Below are 15,813 nucleotides of genomic sequence, written 5' to 3' on the forward strand. Positions count from 1 at the left end.
GAGTGCTGCGGCCGCCGCCCCAAACTTCGGCGCCTTCTAAAAAATATATCCGCTCGCCGCTTTGAAACACGCTGCCGCTAAGCGCACGGATCTCGCCCGCAAAGAGATTGTCTGCCGCGCGCTTTTGCTTTCCGTCGTTCTCGTCGAAATAATAGATGCCGCCAGGGGAGGCAAAAAGCAGATGATTTGAATGCGCAAGCTGTCTATTTAGCGGAGTATAGGGCGCGGCAGCGGGGTCAAATTTTAAATCGTTCGCAAAAACGTCGCCACCTTTCGCATCCCACAAAAAATAGTCCAACCGCTGCCTCAAAAGTTCGTAATGCCCGCCGTTATCCCGCGCGTCAAGGCGGAGGTTTTTAAAATACACGTTCGCGCCGTCCGCGGCATAAACGCCGCTAGCGCGCCCGTCGCTTCCCTCTATCCGGCGTAAGCTCGCGGCATCGGCGCCGGGCAAAACCTCTCCCTTATAAAACGCGCGAGAGCCCTCCGCAGCGTAATATACGCCCGCGATTTGGCGCAGATCCGTAGCGTCCATTCGCTTAAATTTATAAACGTAACTTTGCGGCTTGGGCGCATCCCAAAAAATATGCGCCAAGGTTTGATAAGTAAGCTTAAACGCCCCCAGCGCGTCATTAGGCACCGCCTCGCCGTCGCAAAAGTAGCTAACTCGCCCATCGCTTACGTATCCAAACGCCACGGCTTTCGTGCGCGCGGGCTCCAGCTCGCTCATCGCGATGTTTCCGCAATATACGGCGTTTTTATCCGCCGCGACGTTGGAGCGGTAGCCGGAGCTGAAATCCAAAACCCGAAAGCTCACCGCATCCGCGTCCGGTATCGCAAAATAGCCCGCGCCCACCACGAGAGCGTAAATTTCATCTCCTTTTTTGTAAAAATCGCTGTATTTGATCTGCTCATCGTCCCGCGGCGAATAGTCGTCGCTGGAATTTATAACCGCCTCTAGAATAAGCACGCTAAAAGCCGCGAACGCAAACGTTATACCAAGCGCGATCTTGCGCCAAAGCGGCATGCCCCGAGGCGAGTCTCGCACCGGTTTACGATCTGCTTCTGCCTTGCGCGCCCTAGCTTTGCGCTTCTTTTGCGCGCGCTCATCCTTTGGCTCTTGCGTAAAATCTTCATACATCTTTTACCTCAAATTTAATCTCGCCGCAGATTGCGCGGCACTTGAAATTGTACAAAAGCGCGGCTAAATTTATGAAATTTAACGCTACGGACAAATTCTAATTCAACTCTTTGCAACGCTAATTTATTTTGCGAATACCACAAAATCTCTGGCAAATTTTAATTCAAATCGCTTCGTAGCCGCACGGAATCGGCGCCGTAACGCTTGCAAACACAAAATCCTCATCGTCCGTATTTTTCATACCGTGGCACTCTCCGCTTTTGGAAATGATTAGATCGCCCGCGCAGATCGGCACCTCCTCGCCCTTGCTCGGATAAAACACGCCGCGTCCGCTTAAGCAGATCCACACGTCATCGCCACCGGGGTGAATATGCGGCGCTACGACCTGGCCGCGTTTGACGATCCAAACCGCGCCGCAAGTGGCCTCTGTAGTAAAAAATGTCGTTTTTACGGCTCGCTCGTCGCTACAAATAGCATCTTTTATATGAAAAATTCTTTGCATTTTCTCTCCTTTAAGTTCACCGCATCCGGTGCGGTTTCGGCGGAATTTTAGCATTCTTTTCGTGCAGCGAAAGTGAAATTTCAAGCGCCAAACTCGCAACGTAACCTTAAATAAAAATTTTAAATTCACATTTTATTGTGCGATTTTTTTGGAGGATTGAAGATCGCATCTAAAAGTAAGAAGGCGCATAAGCATAGTATTTGCGGATAGAATTTAGGCTTTAATTTAAGACGAAATTTTAAAAATTCTTATAAATTTAAAGCCGACCTACGAGATAAATTTATTAAATTTGATATGAGCTTTGCTTGCGCGCTTTTGCCACCCAGCTTAAAGCCCAATCGTAGCTTTTATCAAAAACCTCGCGTGGCGCAGACTTTACGGCAAGCGCCAAGTCGGTTTATAAAGCTAAATCGGCTTATAAATAGATGCTACTACCTCCGGCTTGTTTTAGCAGATACGCATTTTGTGCCTCGAATTTTTGCACATTTTACGATAATATTTTATGGTGCGTTATACACTGATCGCGGAACAAGCGGTGCCCAAAGAGATAGTGCTAGAATTTTGCGCTATCTCTTAAATTTCAAAACTATTTTATCTTGCTTGGATCCAGTGCGATCTCGTCGTTTTTGATCACGCCGATACCCTTATTTAGCACGTTTTGTGCGATCTGTTTAGCTTCTGCAAGCGAGTGCATCGCGAAGGTGCCGCACTGAAATTTATTCAGCTCGGGGATCTCTGCTTGAGAGTCCACGCCCAAAATATCCTTCATACTCGCGCTCCACGCCGCCGCAACGGCGCTCTCGCTAGGCGCGCCGATCACGCTCATATAAAAGCCCGTGCGGCATCCCATCGGCGAGATGTCGATGATCTCGACGTCCGCGCTATTTAGGTGCTCGCGCATGAAGCCCGCGAAAAGATGCTCCAGCGTGTGGGTGCCGCGCTCGCTCATGATCTCTAAATTCGGACGGCAAAATCGCAAATCATAGACGCTAATTTTATCGCCGCTTTTGGTGCGCATGCTCTTTGCGAGCCGCACGCCAGGGGCATTCATGCGGGTATGATCGACCTTAAAACTATCTAACAATGGCATATTTTCTCCTTAAATTCAGATTGTGGCGATTTTAACATAAAATTCCGCACTTTCAGGCGCACAGACAAAATTTTAGTTACAATTACGTTTATTTTAAGGAGAATTAATGCCCTACATAAACGTCAAAATCACCAAAGAGCGCGGCGGTCTAAGTCGCGAAGAAAAAGCAAGGCTGGTCAAAAACCTCACGGACGCCCTCGTAGCCGTGCTGGGTAGGGGCGAGAAAACTACGGTCGTGACGATAGATGAAATATCCACTGACGACTACGCGATCGGCGGACGGCTAGTAAGCGAAATCAGAGAGCGATGGAGCTAAGCTCGCGCGCCAGGCTAAATTTGAAAAGCTAAATTTTAGAATTTTAAAATTTTCAAGCGAAATTTTACGCGGCAGGCTCCGCTTCTAAGGGAGTAAAATTTGCGACAATCCCCGCTTGCAAGATGAAATTTTACGCTAAATTCCATGCTGTAAAATTCAAAAAACCAACCGAGCGGAAATTTTAAAGCGGATCTAATGGTGAAATTCTTTGAAAAATAGACAAGATAGAATTTATGCAAGTTTTAAAATTTTACCAGATAAATTTTAAGCCTTGCAGGTTTAAAATTTCGCAAAATATAAATAGACGATATTCTTAGCGAGCTAGCGTTCCCAAATTAGTTTTTTGCCGAAAGTTAGAGTATTATCGGTCATTTTCATCCAATCGATTCTAATCGTAAAAAAATCGGTCTCCATCGCGCGCGCAAACGGGAAGCGCTTAAGATATAGCGAGGTTTCGCGCTCATCCGCGCTACGGATATGACCGCAAATCTGCACGCCTTTAATCCTGCCTACAAATTTCGTATCCAGCGCAACCGTAGCCGCAACTCCGCGGTTGGCAAAGACTGCTTTGATATGCTCGGAGTCGCTCGCGCTTGCGATGATGAGCTCCTTATTTTGCGGATCGTAGGCATAAAATGCACTGCAGCAATATGGCAGATTATTGCGCAAAACTCCGAGAGATAGGAGTTTCATCCTGCCTAAAAACTCGTCGAATTTATCTTGAGCGGCACACATTTTAAGCCTCCTTTTTGCTAAATTATACAATGATTTTCTTTTATTAGCTATAATCGCGAGCCAAAATTAGGAGAATTTTTATGGAAAATTATAAAAAAGTAAAAGAGATGTTTTTGATGCAGCAAGCCCTAAACGACGAAACAAATGGCGTGGGCTGGGAGGACGGCTATACAAAAAACGGCAAACTTATCAACTGGAAGCGCTGCATTTATATGGAATGCGCAGAGCTTATCGATAGCTTTGCGTGGAAGCATTGGAAAAATATCTCTGCAGCGCCGGACGTGAATAATATCGTCATCGAGATCGTTGATATTTGGCACTTCGTGATGAGCTATATTTTAGAGCAATATTACGGCGGCAAAGACATCGATCACATCGTAAGCGACGTCACAGCAGTAAGCGGATTTGCGGAGTTTAGCTCCTACGCCTACGACGTGCGCGAATACAGCATCTACGAAATCGTAAACGACATCGAGCTCATAATCCACGAAACGAGCGGCTTTGAGCTGCAAATCGGCGAGCTGCTGACCGATTTTTTTCGCGTCGCGATTAAATGCGGAGTGAGCTTAGACATACTTTTTGCCAAATATATCGGCAAAAACGTGCTAAATAAATTCCGCCAAAATAACGGCTACAAAGAAGGCGGCTACCGCAAAATCTGGGGAGACCTTGAAGATAACGAGGTGCTAATCGAGGTACTATCAAAAGGCACAGTAAGCGCAAACGAAATTTACGAGCAATTGCAAAAGATCTACGACGCGACGAAGTGAAGTCTGGATTTGCGCGCGAGATTTCCCTTTGAAATTTTGAAATTTCATCTATAAAATTTAGGCAGGCAAATTTTAAAAAAGGGCTTTGGTTTGGAATTCTGCAATTTTGAGCCTGAAATTTTACGCAGTGCCAGCTCATTTATAAGAGGCAAAATTCCGCGTAGCAAACAAATAAATATTCGCAACAGGTAAAAAACATAGCTAGATCTGGCCTCTTTTTTACACACGATAAACGAGCAGATTAAACGCAGGCAAGCGATCAAAGCATAAATTTCGTATTATAAAGCGGGATGAGCCGACTAAAGCAAGAGATTGCGCCAAGCGAGCGGATTAATGAGGCGCTTTCGTACGGTAGCCAAATTGCTCAGCTCAAATTCCGTCGCAAAAGTCGCTAAAATAACGCAAATAGGAGCATATATGGGTAGAATTTTTAATTTGGCAAAGCAGGATTTTTTTACGCGCAAGTTCATTTTGCTCTCGCTATTGCCGCTTGTGTGCTCGCTCATAATCTTAGGTACGCTCGCATTTTTCGGCGGCAAAGAGCTTTTTGACGCGCTTTCGCAGGGCGCGCAAAGCGGCGATTTTAGCTTCTTGGACGAGCAGCGCTTCCCAATAATTGCAAAAATTCTAAGTTTTGCTGCTACGAAGTGGATTATCGGCGCGATTTTTTCGGTGTTTGCCAGCTTCGCGGTGCTGATGCTTAGCGTGTTTTGCGCGCTTATCATCGCAGCCTTTCTGACACCCGCAGTCACTAAAGAGATCAACGCGCGCCACTACCGCCTAATCCGCGCGGACGAAGCGAGCACGGCGCGAGTGCTAAAGCTGATGAGCGTTGAAATTTTAAAATTTTTAGCGATTTTATTTATCTGTTCGGTGCTTTTGTTCGTGCCGGTAATAAATTTATTCATAATCAACGTGCCGTTTTTTTATATCTATTACAAGCTGGTTCTGATCGACGTCGCTTCAAACGCGTTAAGCGCGAAAAGCTTCGAGCGCTGCTATAAAATGGGCGGCGGATATAAATTTGCCCTAAGCGCTTTTATTTTTTATCTGCTGTGTTTGATCCCGCTGGTAGGATTATTTTTCCAGCTATTTTTCATCATCTTTTTGACGCACATAGTGCTGATAGACGAAAGCGCCCGCAATAAAAATCGCTAAAGATTAACTAAAATCAATGAAAAATTTTGAAATTTTCATAAAATAGTGCGAAATTTTTTAAGAAAGGATTTCTATGAAATCAGGTGATATTTACATTTGCAATATATGTTCGCTCAAAAGCAGCGACGATGAAAACGCGGTCTTTATCAAGGCGCATAAAAACGGTGAGACGGTGCATATCTGCACATCCTGCATGCCTAGCGTCATCCATGGCTCAGGCATGGTCGTAAAAAGCAACTCCGAGATCAAAGAAGAGCTCCAAGACGCTACAAACTAGCTGCTAGCACCACTTGCTGCGGCGCGTTTTAATTTGTTTATTAATCTGCGCGCCGCAAAATTCCAAAATTCCAAAATTCCAAAATTCCAAAATTCCAAAATTCCGTCTGCGAGGTTTTCCGCTAAAATACTGCACAGCAAAATTCCGCGCTTAAAATTATAAAATTTTACGCAATAAATTCTGCACACTAAGCCTATCCCACATAAGAATTTTCGCGTTATAAGCTTGACGCTAAAATTCCTTGAGCTAAAACTAAAATCTGAGAAATTTTAAAATCCATGCAGCCGCTTGATCTCTGCGCTGATCGGCTTTTTTTGGCCTGATTTGGTCACGCTTACGTAGGTTGCGATCGCGCTGGTTACGTGCAGACACTCGCGAAATCCATCCTCGCCCAGTCGTAGCGCTGCGACCTCGATCTGCACGCGGATAGAGGTATTTCCTACGCTTAATACTTTTGCGTAGCAGCTGATGACATCGCCGATAAATACGGGCTGCTTGAAAGTTACCTCCTGCATCGAGATCGTCACGACCCGCTCGGGCGCTATCTCGCGCGCCGCCGTCGCGCCCGCTAAATCGATCTGCGCTAGTATCCAGCCGCCGAAAATATTGCCCGAGCTATTCGTATCCTTAGGCAGCGCTACGACCTTGATGCGCGGCTCGCCGAAATCGTCTAAGTTTAAATCGCTCATTTTTACTCCTTAAATTTAAAAATCTCGCATTTTAACCGCGCAAATTTAACACTTTTTCGATACAATCGGCAAAAATCTATGTCGAAATTTTAAAATTTTAAGCGAGCGTGAGGATGGAATTTTGCTCTCGAAGCAGACACATTCCGCTCGTAAAAAGACGATAAAAACGGCAAAAAGGATACGCGATGAACGATTTTGTAAAACTTAGCGAGATGGCAGCGAGCGCTAAGGCGCGACTAAACGCCCTCTACGACGAGCCGCACGCCGAGCTGATCGCGCGCGGACTGGAGATCTGCGGCTTTGAGTCTGGCGATACCGCGCGCATCGCCGTGCTGCGCCGAATCGTGGGTCTCAAAGAGGATCCGCTACTGCAAGAATTTCGCCGCTTGGGCTACGATGAGGCGCGACAGCGCGAGCTTAAAAGCAAAATGTATGATTTCACGCGCGAAATACACGAGGGCATGCACGCAGCGCTCATCGCCGAAGCGGGCGCGCAGGGGATTTTACAGCCCTTTTATCTAGAGCTTTTAAAGGGTATCCACCGCATCGGGCTCGTGCTAAGCGATATGCAAAAAAGCTGGCAAGCCCTGATCGTCGAAAGCACGAACAAGCGCTTGCAAAAGGAATTTAGCTCGCTTGCGCAGGCGAAGGAATTTTTGCTGCAAGAGGAGCTGTTTATGCGCACGCCTCACGGCGAAATTTGCGAGCGCTGCTACGGCGCGATAGTGCAGCGCGACGGCAAATCCCAAATGGTTCCCTACGCCGTGGCCTTTGCGGATGAGACGGCGAAGCTGCAGAGCGAATTTAGCGATCTTTTGGAGCGTCTGGTAATACTAGCAGAAGATGAGAGCGAGCTAGCTTACGTCGCGTATCTGTCAAAGCTCAAGCAGGCCTTTTGCGAGAGGGACGCCAGCGCGGTGATCGGCGCGTGGCGGGATGCGGAGATTGCGTGGATGGATATAAAAACGCCGCTTCAGATCGGTCATCCGCTTGAGTACTACGAGGATGCCTACACGCACGCAGTCGCGCTGGAATGGGACGTCAGGCTTGCAGGCGCGTATGAGTTTAGCGCGGAGGAATTTAAAGCGCGCGTAAGCGAGAGCTTTGAGCGTGCGTATGAAAAAATCGGCGCGAACAATGCCGTCATGCACTCGCTGGTGCTTTCAAACATCGCCAAAACCCAGCTTTACGTCTGCGCGCCGCTGATCTACTACGGAGCCGATCTTAACGGACTCTTTTCGGCGCAGGTCGTACCCAACGACGAATTCGTAAGCACCAACTGCGGCAAGAAAATTTTCGCCTTCGTAAATTTCGTCTATGAAAGCGCTAAGGCAAAACCTTTTATGCGGCTAAGCAGTCAAATTTTCGACCTTGAGTATCTAAATTTCGGACGCGAAATTTTATTTAAAAAGCCGCAAATTTGGCGCCGCGTCTACGAAATATCGACGATCGGGCATGAGTTCGGGCATATATTTTTCATCGACGCGGACACCGAGGCGCGCATGAACCGCTCGGGGCTTTTTAAGCTCATCGAGGAGTACAAGGCGACCACGGGCGGGCTCGTGAGCTTCTTTTTCCACGAGGAGGAGGAGTTTTGCCTGCCGGTGCTAGATGAGCTGATCCGCCGCGCCGTGGGGCTCATCGCGTGGCAGCAAGTGGAGGAGCTCAAGCCCTACTACTGTGAGGCGTTGATACATCTGAGCTTGCTTTTTGCATCGGGCGTTTTGAAATTCGACGGTATGCGACTGGCGGTTAAATTTGACCGCGCAGGCTATGAGAGCTTTAAGTCTGCGTGCCTGCAAAACTATGAGGAGCTGGCGCGGCTTTATTGCGATAAAAAGGACGCAGCAGAATTTTTATCGCGCTTTGCGGAGCTTAGCGGCGGCGTGTATCTGCCGCGCGAGGCGCAGGTGCGGGAGTTTGTGGAGTTTTACTACTCGCGCTACGAAGCGATCGGCAACGAAACGGACCCTAGCAATGAGCGAGCAAAGTGGCTTTAAAATTTCAGCTAGAAACCGCGTCTAAAAACATGGGAAGCGAGTAAAATTTTGCCGTTAAATTTTCTTAAAATTCTGTTTTAAAATTTTATCGGAGCTTCAGAATACGCATTGAAAAAAATGCATAAATTTAACCCAGGCGTAGCCTGCACCACTTAAAGCGTAGTCGGGGGATGGGTGGGGTTGGGGAGTGACCTCGCAATTCAAGCCCCCTTCCCGCCCCGAGTGAAATAGAAATCACGGTATAAATTTTGCAAGCTGTGAATTTATAGATGAAATTTCATTTTGTAGATTTTTACAAAATTTTATGGATATAGCCTAGCGCTTAGCCGCATTATGCGTGATACTCGTAAGGGAGGGCGCCCGCCTCTACGGCTTTTAAAAATTTTGCTCCGCTCGCGCGACGCTAGCGGTGCGGACTGCGTCCACATTAAATTTCAAAATTCCTCGCCGCAAAATTCTAAATTTAGTAGTAGAATTCCGCATTAGAGAAATTATAAAATTCTACTCGCAGACTATGCGCGCAGTTTTTCGGGATTTCAGAATTCCGTGGAATTTTGAGGGAAAGCATGAGATATTTTAAAAATTTACTCTCCGATTTGCGAAACGGCAGGCTCGCGCTGCACCCGATTTTACTCGCGGCGACGTTTTGCATAGTGAAGTTTTCGTGGCCTAGGCTAATAGGTAGGTACGGAGAGACGCTCGGCAGTTTCATATTTATGGACTTTATTCAATGTGCCTGTTTCGTAGGACTAGGTGCGCATCTTGTCTATGTCGCGGGGCGGGGCGGTAAAAACAGGCAAAGGGGCAGCTGCGAAAACAGCGACTATGAAGGCGCGATACAGCCTCGCGGACTGCGATATTTAGCCGTACTGCGCGCTATCTTATGCACCCTGTGCATCATCGCGTGCGTAGTGGGCTATCTTACCGCGGATATAGACCATCAAAAATTAGGCGTTCTTAATTGGTTTTTTCCGACTGCGTTATTAAGCGCTTTCATATATTTGATTGCGATCTGGATTGTTACGACCGGCTCTGAAGTACTAATTTGGGGTGTTGTCTTCATGATAAGCTACGTGGCTGCTTACTATGCAGTTTTGATGGGTTTTGGGATTGGGCATAGGTATACTACCTATTTTAATTTTTCGTTTATTTTTTGGAAAGGGCTGGAGATAATATTTCCGCTAATTTGGGCGTTTCATTTCAAACGCACCTACAAAAAGCGCCTAGCAGAGGAGATGCGCGAGGCGTAACGGCGAACTAAGCGCAGAATTTTAGTCAAAATTTTGCCGCTAACCGCAGTTTAAAATTAGCGCGAGCGTAGCTCGCCCTTTGAGCGTGCCAGGGGTTGAGGGATTTTAAGGGGGAAGGGGAGCGCCTCGCAAGTAGCGCCCCTTCCCCCTTAAGAGAAAACGCTACCACGCCCCAAATTCTAGAGGCAAATTCTACATAGAGAAATTTTAAATTTATTACAAAATAAAATTCCGTTTAAATTTTAATTCCTGATATATCTTGGGGCGGGAAGGGGGCTTGAATTGCGAGGTCACACCTCTCGCAGAGGGTGGCGCTGCCCCGCAGCACCGCATTGCTCTGCTCGCCCACAAACCCCACCCATCCCCCGACGACGCTTTAAGTGGTGCAGGCTGCGCCTGAGTTAAATTTCAACGTCCATATCCACGGGCTCGATCTGCAACCCGCGCAGATCCGCAAGATGCTGTACCGCAGCGTCCGTCTCGGCATTTTTGGGAAGGACGATGTGAAAGCCGCGATCAAACGCCAAGAAAAAATTCTCCCCGCCCGCAGCGATGCGATTTAGCGAGCGCGCGGCAAATTTCTCGCTTGCGCGCGGCTCGCCTTTTGAAAACGAGATCATCTCGCCGTCCGCGACGAAGCTCATTTCCGTGCTCGAGTCTTGCGCGAGCTTAGCGGCAGAGAGATGTTTTCTTAGCATGCGGCGGTAAAATTTCGGATAAAAAATAAGCCACGCCGCACCTAAAATAACCGACGCGACGCTCGCAATCGGCGCCGTTTTTAAAAGCCCGTCGATGATGATGCCCATGAGCAAGAACTCAAATGGTATGGCGTAAGTGCTGATGAGGCGCTGCTTGTGCGCCTTTTTGCTGTAAAGCAGCATAAATTTATTGAGGTTATCGACATCGTGATTTGTGATTTGCACTTTCATATTTTTCCTTTAATTTTTGCGTAATTGTAGCGAAGCCGCCTTAAATTTGCGTCCGTTAACTTCCGTGAGATAAAATCCCGTTTTTAAAGGAGCGCCCGTGAAATCTCTATTAAAAATCAACGGATTTTTGCCGTTTTTGGCGATTATGTTTATCAACGCAAGCGTCGATCTGGGCCATAAGATCACGATCCAAAACGTCCTTGTTAAAAGCGCCGATTCAGGCGCTCTCATCGCCCTTACCTCCCTTGTAAATTTGCTGATTTTGCTGCCTTACGTATTTCTTTTTAGCGCCAGCGGCTATCTCAACGACAAATTCTCGCGTACCCGCATTACGCGGATCTGTGCGAAACTCGGCGTCGCGCTTACCGCGCTCATTACGCTAGGTTATGCGTGCGGGTGGTTTTATTTCGCGTTTTTTATGACGATCCTGCTTGCGGCGCAAAGCGCGATCTACTCGCCCGCCAAATACGGCCTGATTAAAAAAATCGTCGGCGCGAAAAATTTAGGCGCAGCAAACGGCCTCGTGCAGGCTCTTACCATCATTGCGATTCTGCTTTCATCTCTTGTTTTTTCGGTAATTTTCGAGCTGTTTGCAGCCCGCAGCAGCGACGCGGGCGAGCTGATGAGCTCGGTTTGGTTCATCGGCGTGCTTTTGGTCGCGGGCTCCGCGCTTGAAACATACTACTCGTATAAAATTCCATTCTTCGACGCCGCGCAGCCGCAAGCGGAATTTAACAAAGACGACTATCTTAAGCTTCGCTATCTAAGGCAAAATTTAAATTTTGTGCTAAAAGACAAAAACGTCCTGCTCTGTACGCTGGGACTTGCGATGTTTTGGGCGGTCTCACAGCTCGTGATCGCGACCTTCCCCGCTCACTACAAGAGCCTTAGCGGCAGCGACAACGTAATGGTGATCCAGGTGATCTTGGCGCTTAGTGCGATCGGAATCGCGTTAGGTTCGATCTTTGCGGGCAGCTACTGCAAAAAACATATCGAGCTCGGCATCGTGCCGTTCGGCGCATTCGGGCTTGCGCTCGCGCTAATGGTGCTAGCCAACGCGCACTCCGTATTTTGGCTCGGCACGGCATCGTTTTTCTTCGGATTTAGCGGCGGAATTTTTATCGTGCCACTCAACGCCGTAATTCAGTTTTTCACCGCCGATGAACGCATGGGGCGGGTACTCGCGGGCTCAAATTTCATCCAAAATATCTTTATGGTGCTGTTTTTGCTCATCGCCATCATCTTGGTGCATTTTGCGGTCGCCAGCGGCGAAATTTTCGTTATGGCGGCGCTATGCGTACTTATCTGCGGGATCTTCGGCGCGAAATATCTGCCGCAGCTTTTCGTTAGAATTTTACTCATTCCGTTTATGAAATTTGGCTACCAAGTCCACGTAGACGGCATCGAAAACATCCCGCAAAAAGGCGGCGTGCTACTTTTAGGCAACCATATCAGCTGGATCGATTGGGCGGTGGTGCAGCTTGCCTGCCCGCGCGGGGTGCGCTTCGTGATGCATCGCAGCTACTACGATCTGTGGTATTTGAAGTGGTTTTTTAAAATTTTCCGCGTCATTCCGATCGGAGCGGGCGTGAGCAAAAGCGCGATCGAAAGCATCCGCGAGGCGCTGAATGCTGGTGAAGTAGTGGGGCTCTTCCCCGAAGGTCACATCAGCTACAACGGTCGCATAGACGAGTTTCAGGGCGGATTTGAGCTCGCCGCACACGATACGAATTCCGTAATCGTGCCTTTTTATATCAGGGGGCTTTGGGGATCGACATTTTCGCGCGCCAGCGAGCATTATAAAAGAACGATTTCGCAAAGCGGTAAAAACGCGCTTCGCGTAAGCTTCGGCGCGCCGATCGAGGCAAATTCCAAGGCGCACGAGGTAAAGCGCGCGGTAACGGAGCTATCGTTTTTCAGCTGGGGCAAATACCTCGCAAGCCTAAAGCCGATTGCTTACAACTGGCTAAATCAAGCCAAAAGATCGCCTTTTAAGCGCGTGGCGGTCGATAGTACGGGAGCAAGTTTCACAAATTTAGCGATGATGAGCGCCGTTTTGATACTTCGCAAAAGACTAAAAAGCCGCATAAGCAGCGAGGAAAACGTCGGTATCATTTTGCCTAGCTCGGTCATCGCAAGCGCCGTAAATTTAACGCTTTTTGCGATGGGCAAAACGAGCGTAAATTTAAACTACACCCTAAGCGAAGAAAATTTAATCTACTGCGCGGATAAAGCAAACATCCGCACGATCATCAGCTCGCGCAAATTCGTAGAAAAGCTCAAATCAAAGGGCTTTGAGCTGGAAAGCTCGATCGGCGATCGGCTCGTGTATCTCGAAGATTTAAGCGCGGGTACCTCTAAAAACGAGCGCATAGCCTGCGCGCTAAAATCGCTGCTAATGCCTAAAATTTTATTTCGCGCGCTGTATTTTAAGCCGCACGCGATAGATGACGTAGCTACGATTTTATTTAGCAGCGGCAGCGAGGGAAAGCCCAAAGGCGTGGTTCTGACGCATAAAAATATAATGGCGAACGTCCGTCAAATTTCGGAGCTCATAAACGCCACCGAGCACGACGCGATTTTAGCGTCGCTGCCGATCTTTCACTGCTTCGGGCTTACCGTAACGACGCTATTTCCGCTAAACGACGGAATTTTAAGCATCCACGTTCCCGATCCTACGGACGCCTTTAGTGTCGGCAAGATGAGCGCAAAATACGGCGCTACGATAATGTTCGGCACGTCAACGTTTTTTAGGCTCTACACCAAAAACAAAAGGCTCAATCCGCTTATGCTAGCAAGCATCCGCCTGGCGATTGCGGGCGCAGAGAAGCTAAATGAAAACGTCCGAAAGGAATTTAAGATAAAATTCGGAATCGAAATTTACGAGGGCTACGGCACGACCGAGACTGCGCCGGTGGTGAGCGTAAATACGCCGAACGTCCTCGAACCCGATTTTTTCAAAGAGCTTCACTTCAACCGCGAAAAGAGCGTCGGCTTGCCGCTTGCGGGCACGGTCATAAAAATCACCGATCCCGCCTCGCTTCAGCCGCTATCAAACGGGCAGGAGGGACTTATCTTAATCGGCGGACATCAGGTTATGAAGGAATACTACGATGAGCCGGCAAAAACCGCCGAAGCGATCGCGCAAATAAACGACGTGCGCTACTACAAAAGCGGCGACATCGGCTATATCGACGACGACGGGTTTTTGTTTATCACCGATCGCCTTTCGCGCTTTGCCAAAATCGGCGGCGAGATGATTAGCCTGGGCGCGGTAGAAAGTGCCGTGGGCGAAATTTTAGGCGAGAGCGCGATCTATTCGTGCGTGAATCTAAAAGACGAGAAAAAGGGCGAAAAGATCGCTCTGCTTTACGTGGGCGAGGCGAGCGAGGATGAAATTTCGCGCCGCCTGAAGGACTCCGCGCTGGCGCCGATAATGCAGCCAAGCGTCGTGAAAAAGGTCGAGCAAATCCCGGTGCTCGGCAGCGGCAAGGTAAATCTCAAAGCGGTAAAGGATCTGGCGATAGAGCTAGGGCTGTAAATCTCAAGCTTTTAAATTTGCGCCCTAGATTTTAAATTTACGCCTCGTAGCGCTATTCGCGCGGGATAGTACAAAGAGGATAAGCCCTCTAAATTTTAAATTTATGCCTTGTCGCGCCGCATAGTTTTGCGGTTTTTCGCTCCTAGCGGCGGGCGATCTCGCGGGATTATGCTGCCGTTTTTGAGAACGAGAGCCGCGCGCGATTGCGGCGTTAAATTTATGCTAAATTTTGCAGAGGTGAGCTGCTACTGATCCTACGATTTTTCGCGGTCACGGTGCCAAATATGCTAAATTTTGCTAGCAGACGGCAGCCGCTCGCTGCGCGGATAGATAAAATTCCTGTATCAGGCGCCCGGCGAAATTTCACAGCGGAGCTGCGGAAAGAATTTTAACGGCATGCGTGCGAAAAGAAATTTCAATAGCGTATGGCGAGAAATTTTAGCGACATTGCCTCCCGTTTCGCTTTTTATAAAATTTACAAATTTTATCTCCCGAGCGTGCGCCGATTACGCCGATGAAGTTTATAAATCCGCTTGCGCTATGCAAACTCTCGGCTTCATTCTTCCGCCGTCACAGAGGCTAAATTTTTTCTAATCACGCTACGTGCGCCTCCAAGCAGGTCTGTATTTACATGAGCGCAAAAGTATCCAGCAGCTCTAAATTTAAAAGATAAATTTCATTCGTGCAGATTAAAATTTTAAAATTTCAAAGCCCAATCTGTTTAAATTTAACCGAAGTCAGCAGAGCTAAATTTTAAAAAGGTCTAAGCTTTAATGATTTTAAAAAAGATGAAAGTGCCGCGAAGCGCACGCTTCGCGGCAAATTTAAAGGAGGACTATTTAAAAGATGGAGCGATCTGCGCTACCCACGCCTCAATGCGGCTCTCGGTGAGGTCGCTTTGATTGTCATTATCTAGCGCGAGGCCAACGAATTTGCCGTCCACTACGGCCTTGCTCTCGTCAAACTCATATCCGTCGGTAGGCACTGCGCCTACGATATTTGCACCCGCTTTTTTGAAGTTGTCGTATAGCTCGCGCATTGCGTTGCAGTAGGCGTCGCTGTAGCTTGAGCTATCGCCCATGCCGAAAATCGCAACGGTCTTACCCGCGACATCAAGGGCTGAAAAGTCAAAGCCCGCCCAGTCGTCCTGCAACTCTCCGTCGTTCCACGTGGAGCTGCCGATGATGAGCGCAGTGTATTTATTTAGATCTGCAGGCGCGATGTCCGCAACGTTTTTAAGCTCGTTTTCTATGCCTAGCTTTTCGGAGATCAGCTTCGCGGCGTCCTCAGTATTGCCCATCGAGCTTCCAAAAATAATTCCAACCATTTGGTATCCTTTTAATAAATTTTGTCGGTAAGTTTGTATGGTACTAATTTCATAATGAAATTTCCCTTAAAGCATTCGCTTTTTATCT

General features: G+C 48.0%; 14 protein-coding genes. 7 read left to right on the plus strand and 7 right to left on the minus strand.

The genetic code is table 11. The annotated features are described in order from the left end of the window. The 3 genes from Q0614_RS04185 to luxS all read right to left on the minus strand — a co-directional run. The coding region (locus Q0614_RS04185; RefSeq protein WP_298786760.1) for a DKNYY domain-containing protein at positions 1-1,141 on the minus strand (1,141 nt) is incomplete at its 3' end. A gap of 163 nt (positions 1,142-1,304) precedes the next feature. Then, positions 1,305-1,643: a cupin domain-containing protein gene (locus tag Q0614_RS04190; RefSeq protein ID WP_298786761.1), complete on the minus strand. Its 339-nt coding sequence runs from the start codon at positions 1,641-1,643 to the stop codon at positions 1,305-1,307. Positions 1,644-2,229: 586 nt separating this feature from the next. Further along, positions 2,230-2,733 (minus strand): S-ribosylhomocysteine lyase, encoded by a 504-nt coding sequence (luxS, locus tag Q0614_RS04195; protein WP_298786762.1) that lies wholly within the window; start codon positions 2,731-2,733, stop codon positions 2,230-2,232. A 106-nt stretch (positions 2,734-2,839) separates the two neighbouring features. Here luxS and Q0614_RS04200 point away from each other — a divergent pair, with 106 nt between their 5' ends. Then, positions 2,840-3,049, plus strand: a complete 210-nt coding sequence (locus tag Q0614_RS04200; protein WP_298786763.1) for a 4-oxalocrotonate tautomerase family protein — start codon at positions 2,840-2,842, stop codon at positions 3,047-3,049. Between the two features lie 321 nt (positions 3,050-3,370). On the opposite strand, the gene Q0614_RS04205 is transcribed toward Q0614_RS04200, so the two are convergent. After that, positions 3,371-3,784 carry a hypothetical protein gene (locus Q0614_RS04205; protein ID WP_177386822.1) on the minus strand — a complete coding sequence of 138 codons (414 nt, stop codon included), beginning with the start codon at positions 3,782-3,784 and terminating at the stop codon, positions 3,371-3,373. Positions 3,785-3,864: 80 nt separating this feature from the next. Here Q0614_RS04205 and Q0614_RS04210 point away from each other — a divergent pair, with 80 nt between their 5' ends. The 3 genes from Q0614_RS04210 (at position 3,865) to Q0614_RS04220 (ending at position 5,989) form a co-directional block, all read left to right on the plus strand. Continuing rightward, complete coding sequence (locus Q0614_RS04210) at positions 3,865-4,554, plus strand: dUTP diphosphatase (protein ID WP_298786764.1); 690 nt, start codon at positions 3,865-3,867, stop codon at positions 4,552-4,554. Positions 4,555-4,971: 417 nt separating this feature from the next. Continuing rightward, complete coding sequence (locus Q0614_RS04215) at positions 4,972-5,712, plus strand: EI24 domain-containing protein (RefSeq protein ID WP_298786766.1); 741 nt, start codon at positions 4,972-4,974, stop codon at positions 5,710-5,712. 73 nt (positions 5,713-5,785) lie between these two features. Then, positions 5,786-5,989, plus strand: coding sequence for a hypothetical protein (locus Q0614_RS04220; RefSeq protein ID WP_298786768.1), 204 nt, complete (start codon positions 5,786-5,788; stop codon positions 5,987-5,989). A 269-nt stretch (positions 5,990-6,258) separates the two neighbouring features. Here Q0614_RS04220 and Q0614_RS04225 read toward each other — a convergent pair whose 3' ends face one another. Beyond that, on the minus strand, positions 6,259-6,678 hold the full coding sequence (locus tag Q0614_RS04225; protein WP_295153100.1) for an acyl-CoA thioesterase: 420 nt from the start codon (positions 6,676-6,678) through the stop codon (positions 6,259-6,261). Between the two features lie 185 nt (positions 6,679-6,863). Between Q0614_RS04225 and ciaB the strand changes: the two genes are divergently transcribed. Together ciaB and Q0614_RS04235 are read left to right on the plus strand one after the other, a co-directional pair. Then, positions 6,864-8,678 carry an invasion protein CiaB gene (ciaB, locus tag Q0614_RS04230; protein WP_298786770.1) on the plus strand — a complete coding sequence of 605 codons (1,815 nt, stop codon included), beginning with the start codon at positions 6,864-6,866 and terminating at the stop codon, positions 8,676-8,678. Between the two features lie 566 nt (positions 8,679-9,244). Next, the gene (locus tag Q0614_RS04235) at positions 9,245-9,928 is read left to right on the plus strand and encodes a hypothetical protein (protein ID WP_298786771.1); all 684 of its coding nucleotides are present in this window, start codon (positions 9,245-9,247) and stop codon (positions 9,926-9,928) included. Between the two features lie 401 nt (positions 9,929-10,329). Here the strand turns inward: Q0614_RS04235 and Q0614_RS04240 are convergent, their stop codons facing one another. After that, positions 10,330-10,857, minus strand: coding sequence for a hypothetical protein (locus tag Q0614_RS04240; RefSeq protein ID WP_298786772.1), 528 nt, complete (start codon positions 10,855-10,857; stop codon positions 10,330-10,332). Between the two features lie 97 nt (positions 10,858-10,954). Between Q0614_RS04240 and Q0614_RS04245 the strand changes: the two genes are divergently transcribed. Then, positions 10,955-14,398, plus strand: a complete 3,444-nt coding sequence (locus Q0614_RS04245) for an acyl-[ACP]--phospholipid O-acyltransferase (protein ID WP_298786773.1) — start codon at positions 10,955-10,957, stop codon at positions 14,396-14,398. 835 nt (positions 14,399-15,233) lie between these two features. Here Q0614_RS04245 and fldA read toward each other — a convergent pair. Beyond that, complete coding sequence (fldA, locus tag Q0614_RS04250; RefSeq protein ID WP_177389208.1) at positions 15,234-15,725, minus strand: flavodoxin FldA; 492 nt, start codon at positions 15,723-15,725, stop codon at positions 15,234-15,236. Between the last annotated feature and the right edge of the window lie 88 nt (positions 15,726-15,813).

Origin of the sequence: uncultured Campylobacter sp. (assembly GCF_937997595.1) — a bacterium.
In the GTDB taxonomy this organism is placed as follows: Bacteria; Campylobacterota; Campylobacteria; order Campylobacterales; family Campylobacteraceae; genus Campylobacter_B.

Excerpts from the sequence above, each read along its gene's own strand:
- Q0614_RS04240 (WP_298786772.1), bottom strand. The coding sequence starts at position 10,857 with ATGAAAGTGCAAATCACAAATCACGATGTCGATAACCTCAATAAATTT.
- Q0614_RS04220 (WP_298786768.1), top strand. The coding sequence starts at position 5,786 with ATGAAATCAGGTGATATTTACATTTGCAATATATGTTCGCTCAAAAGC.
- Q0614_RS04225 (WP_295153100.1), bottom strand. The coding sequence starts at position 6,678 with ATGAGCGATTTAAACTTAGACGATTTCGGCGAGCCGCGCATCAAGGTC.
- fldA (WP_177389208.1), bottom strand. The coding sequence starts at position 15,725 with ATGGTTGGAATTATTTTTGGAAGCTCGATGGGCAATACTGAGGACGCC.
- Q0614_RS04235 (WP_298786771.1), top strand. The coding sequence starts at position 9,245 with ATGAGATATTTTAAAAATTTACTCTCCGATTTGCGAAACGGCAGGCTC.
- luxS (WP_298786762.1), bottom strand. The coding sequence starts at position 2,733 with ATGCCATTGTTAGATAGTTTTAAGGTCGATCATACCCGCATGAATGCC.
- Q0614_RS04210 (WP_298786764.1), top strand. The coding sequence starts at position 3,865 with ATGGAAAATTATAAAAAAGTAAAAGAGATGTTTTTGATGCAGCAAGCC.
- Q0614_RS04205 (WP_177386822.1), bottom strand. The coding sequence starts at position 3,784 with ATGTGTGCCGCTCAAGATAAATTCGACGAGTTTTTAGGCAGGATGAAA.
- Q0614_RS04215 (WP_298786766.1), top strand. The coding sequence starts at position 4,972 with ATGGGTAGAATTTTTAATTTGGCAAAGCAGGATTTTTTTACGCGCAAG.
- ciaB (WP_298786770.1), top strand. The coding sequence starts at position 6,864 with ATGAACGATTTTGTAAAACTTAGCGAGATGGCAGCGAGCGCTAAGGCG.
- Q0614_RS04200 (WP_298786763.1), top strand. The coding sequence starts at position 2,840 with ATGCCCTACATAAACGTCAAAATCACCAAAGAGCGCGGCGGTCTAAGT.
- Q0614_RS04190 (WP_298786761.1), bottom strand. The coding sequence starts at position 1,643 with ATGCAAAGAATTTTTCATATAAAAGATGCTATTTGTAGCGACGAGCGA.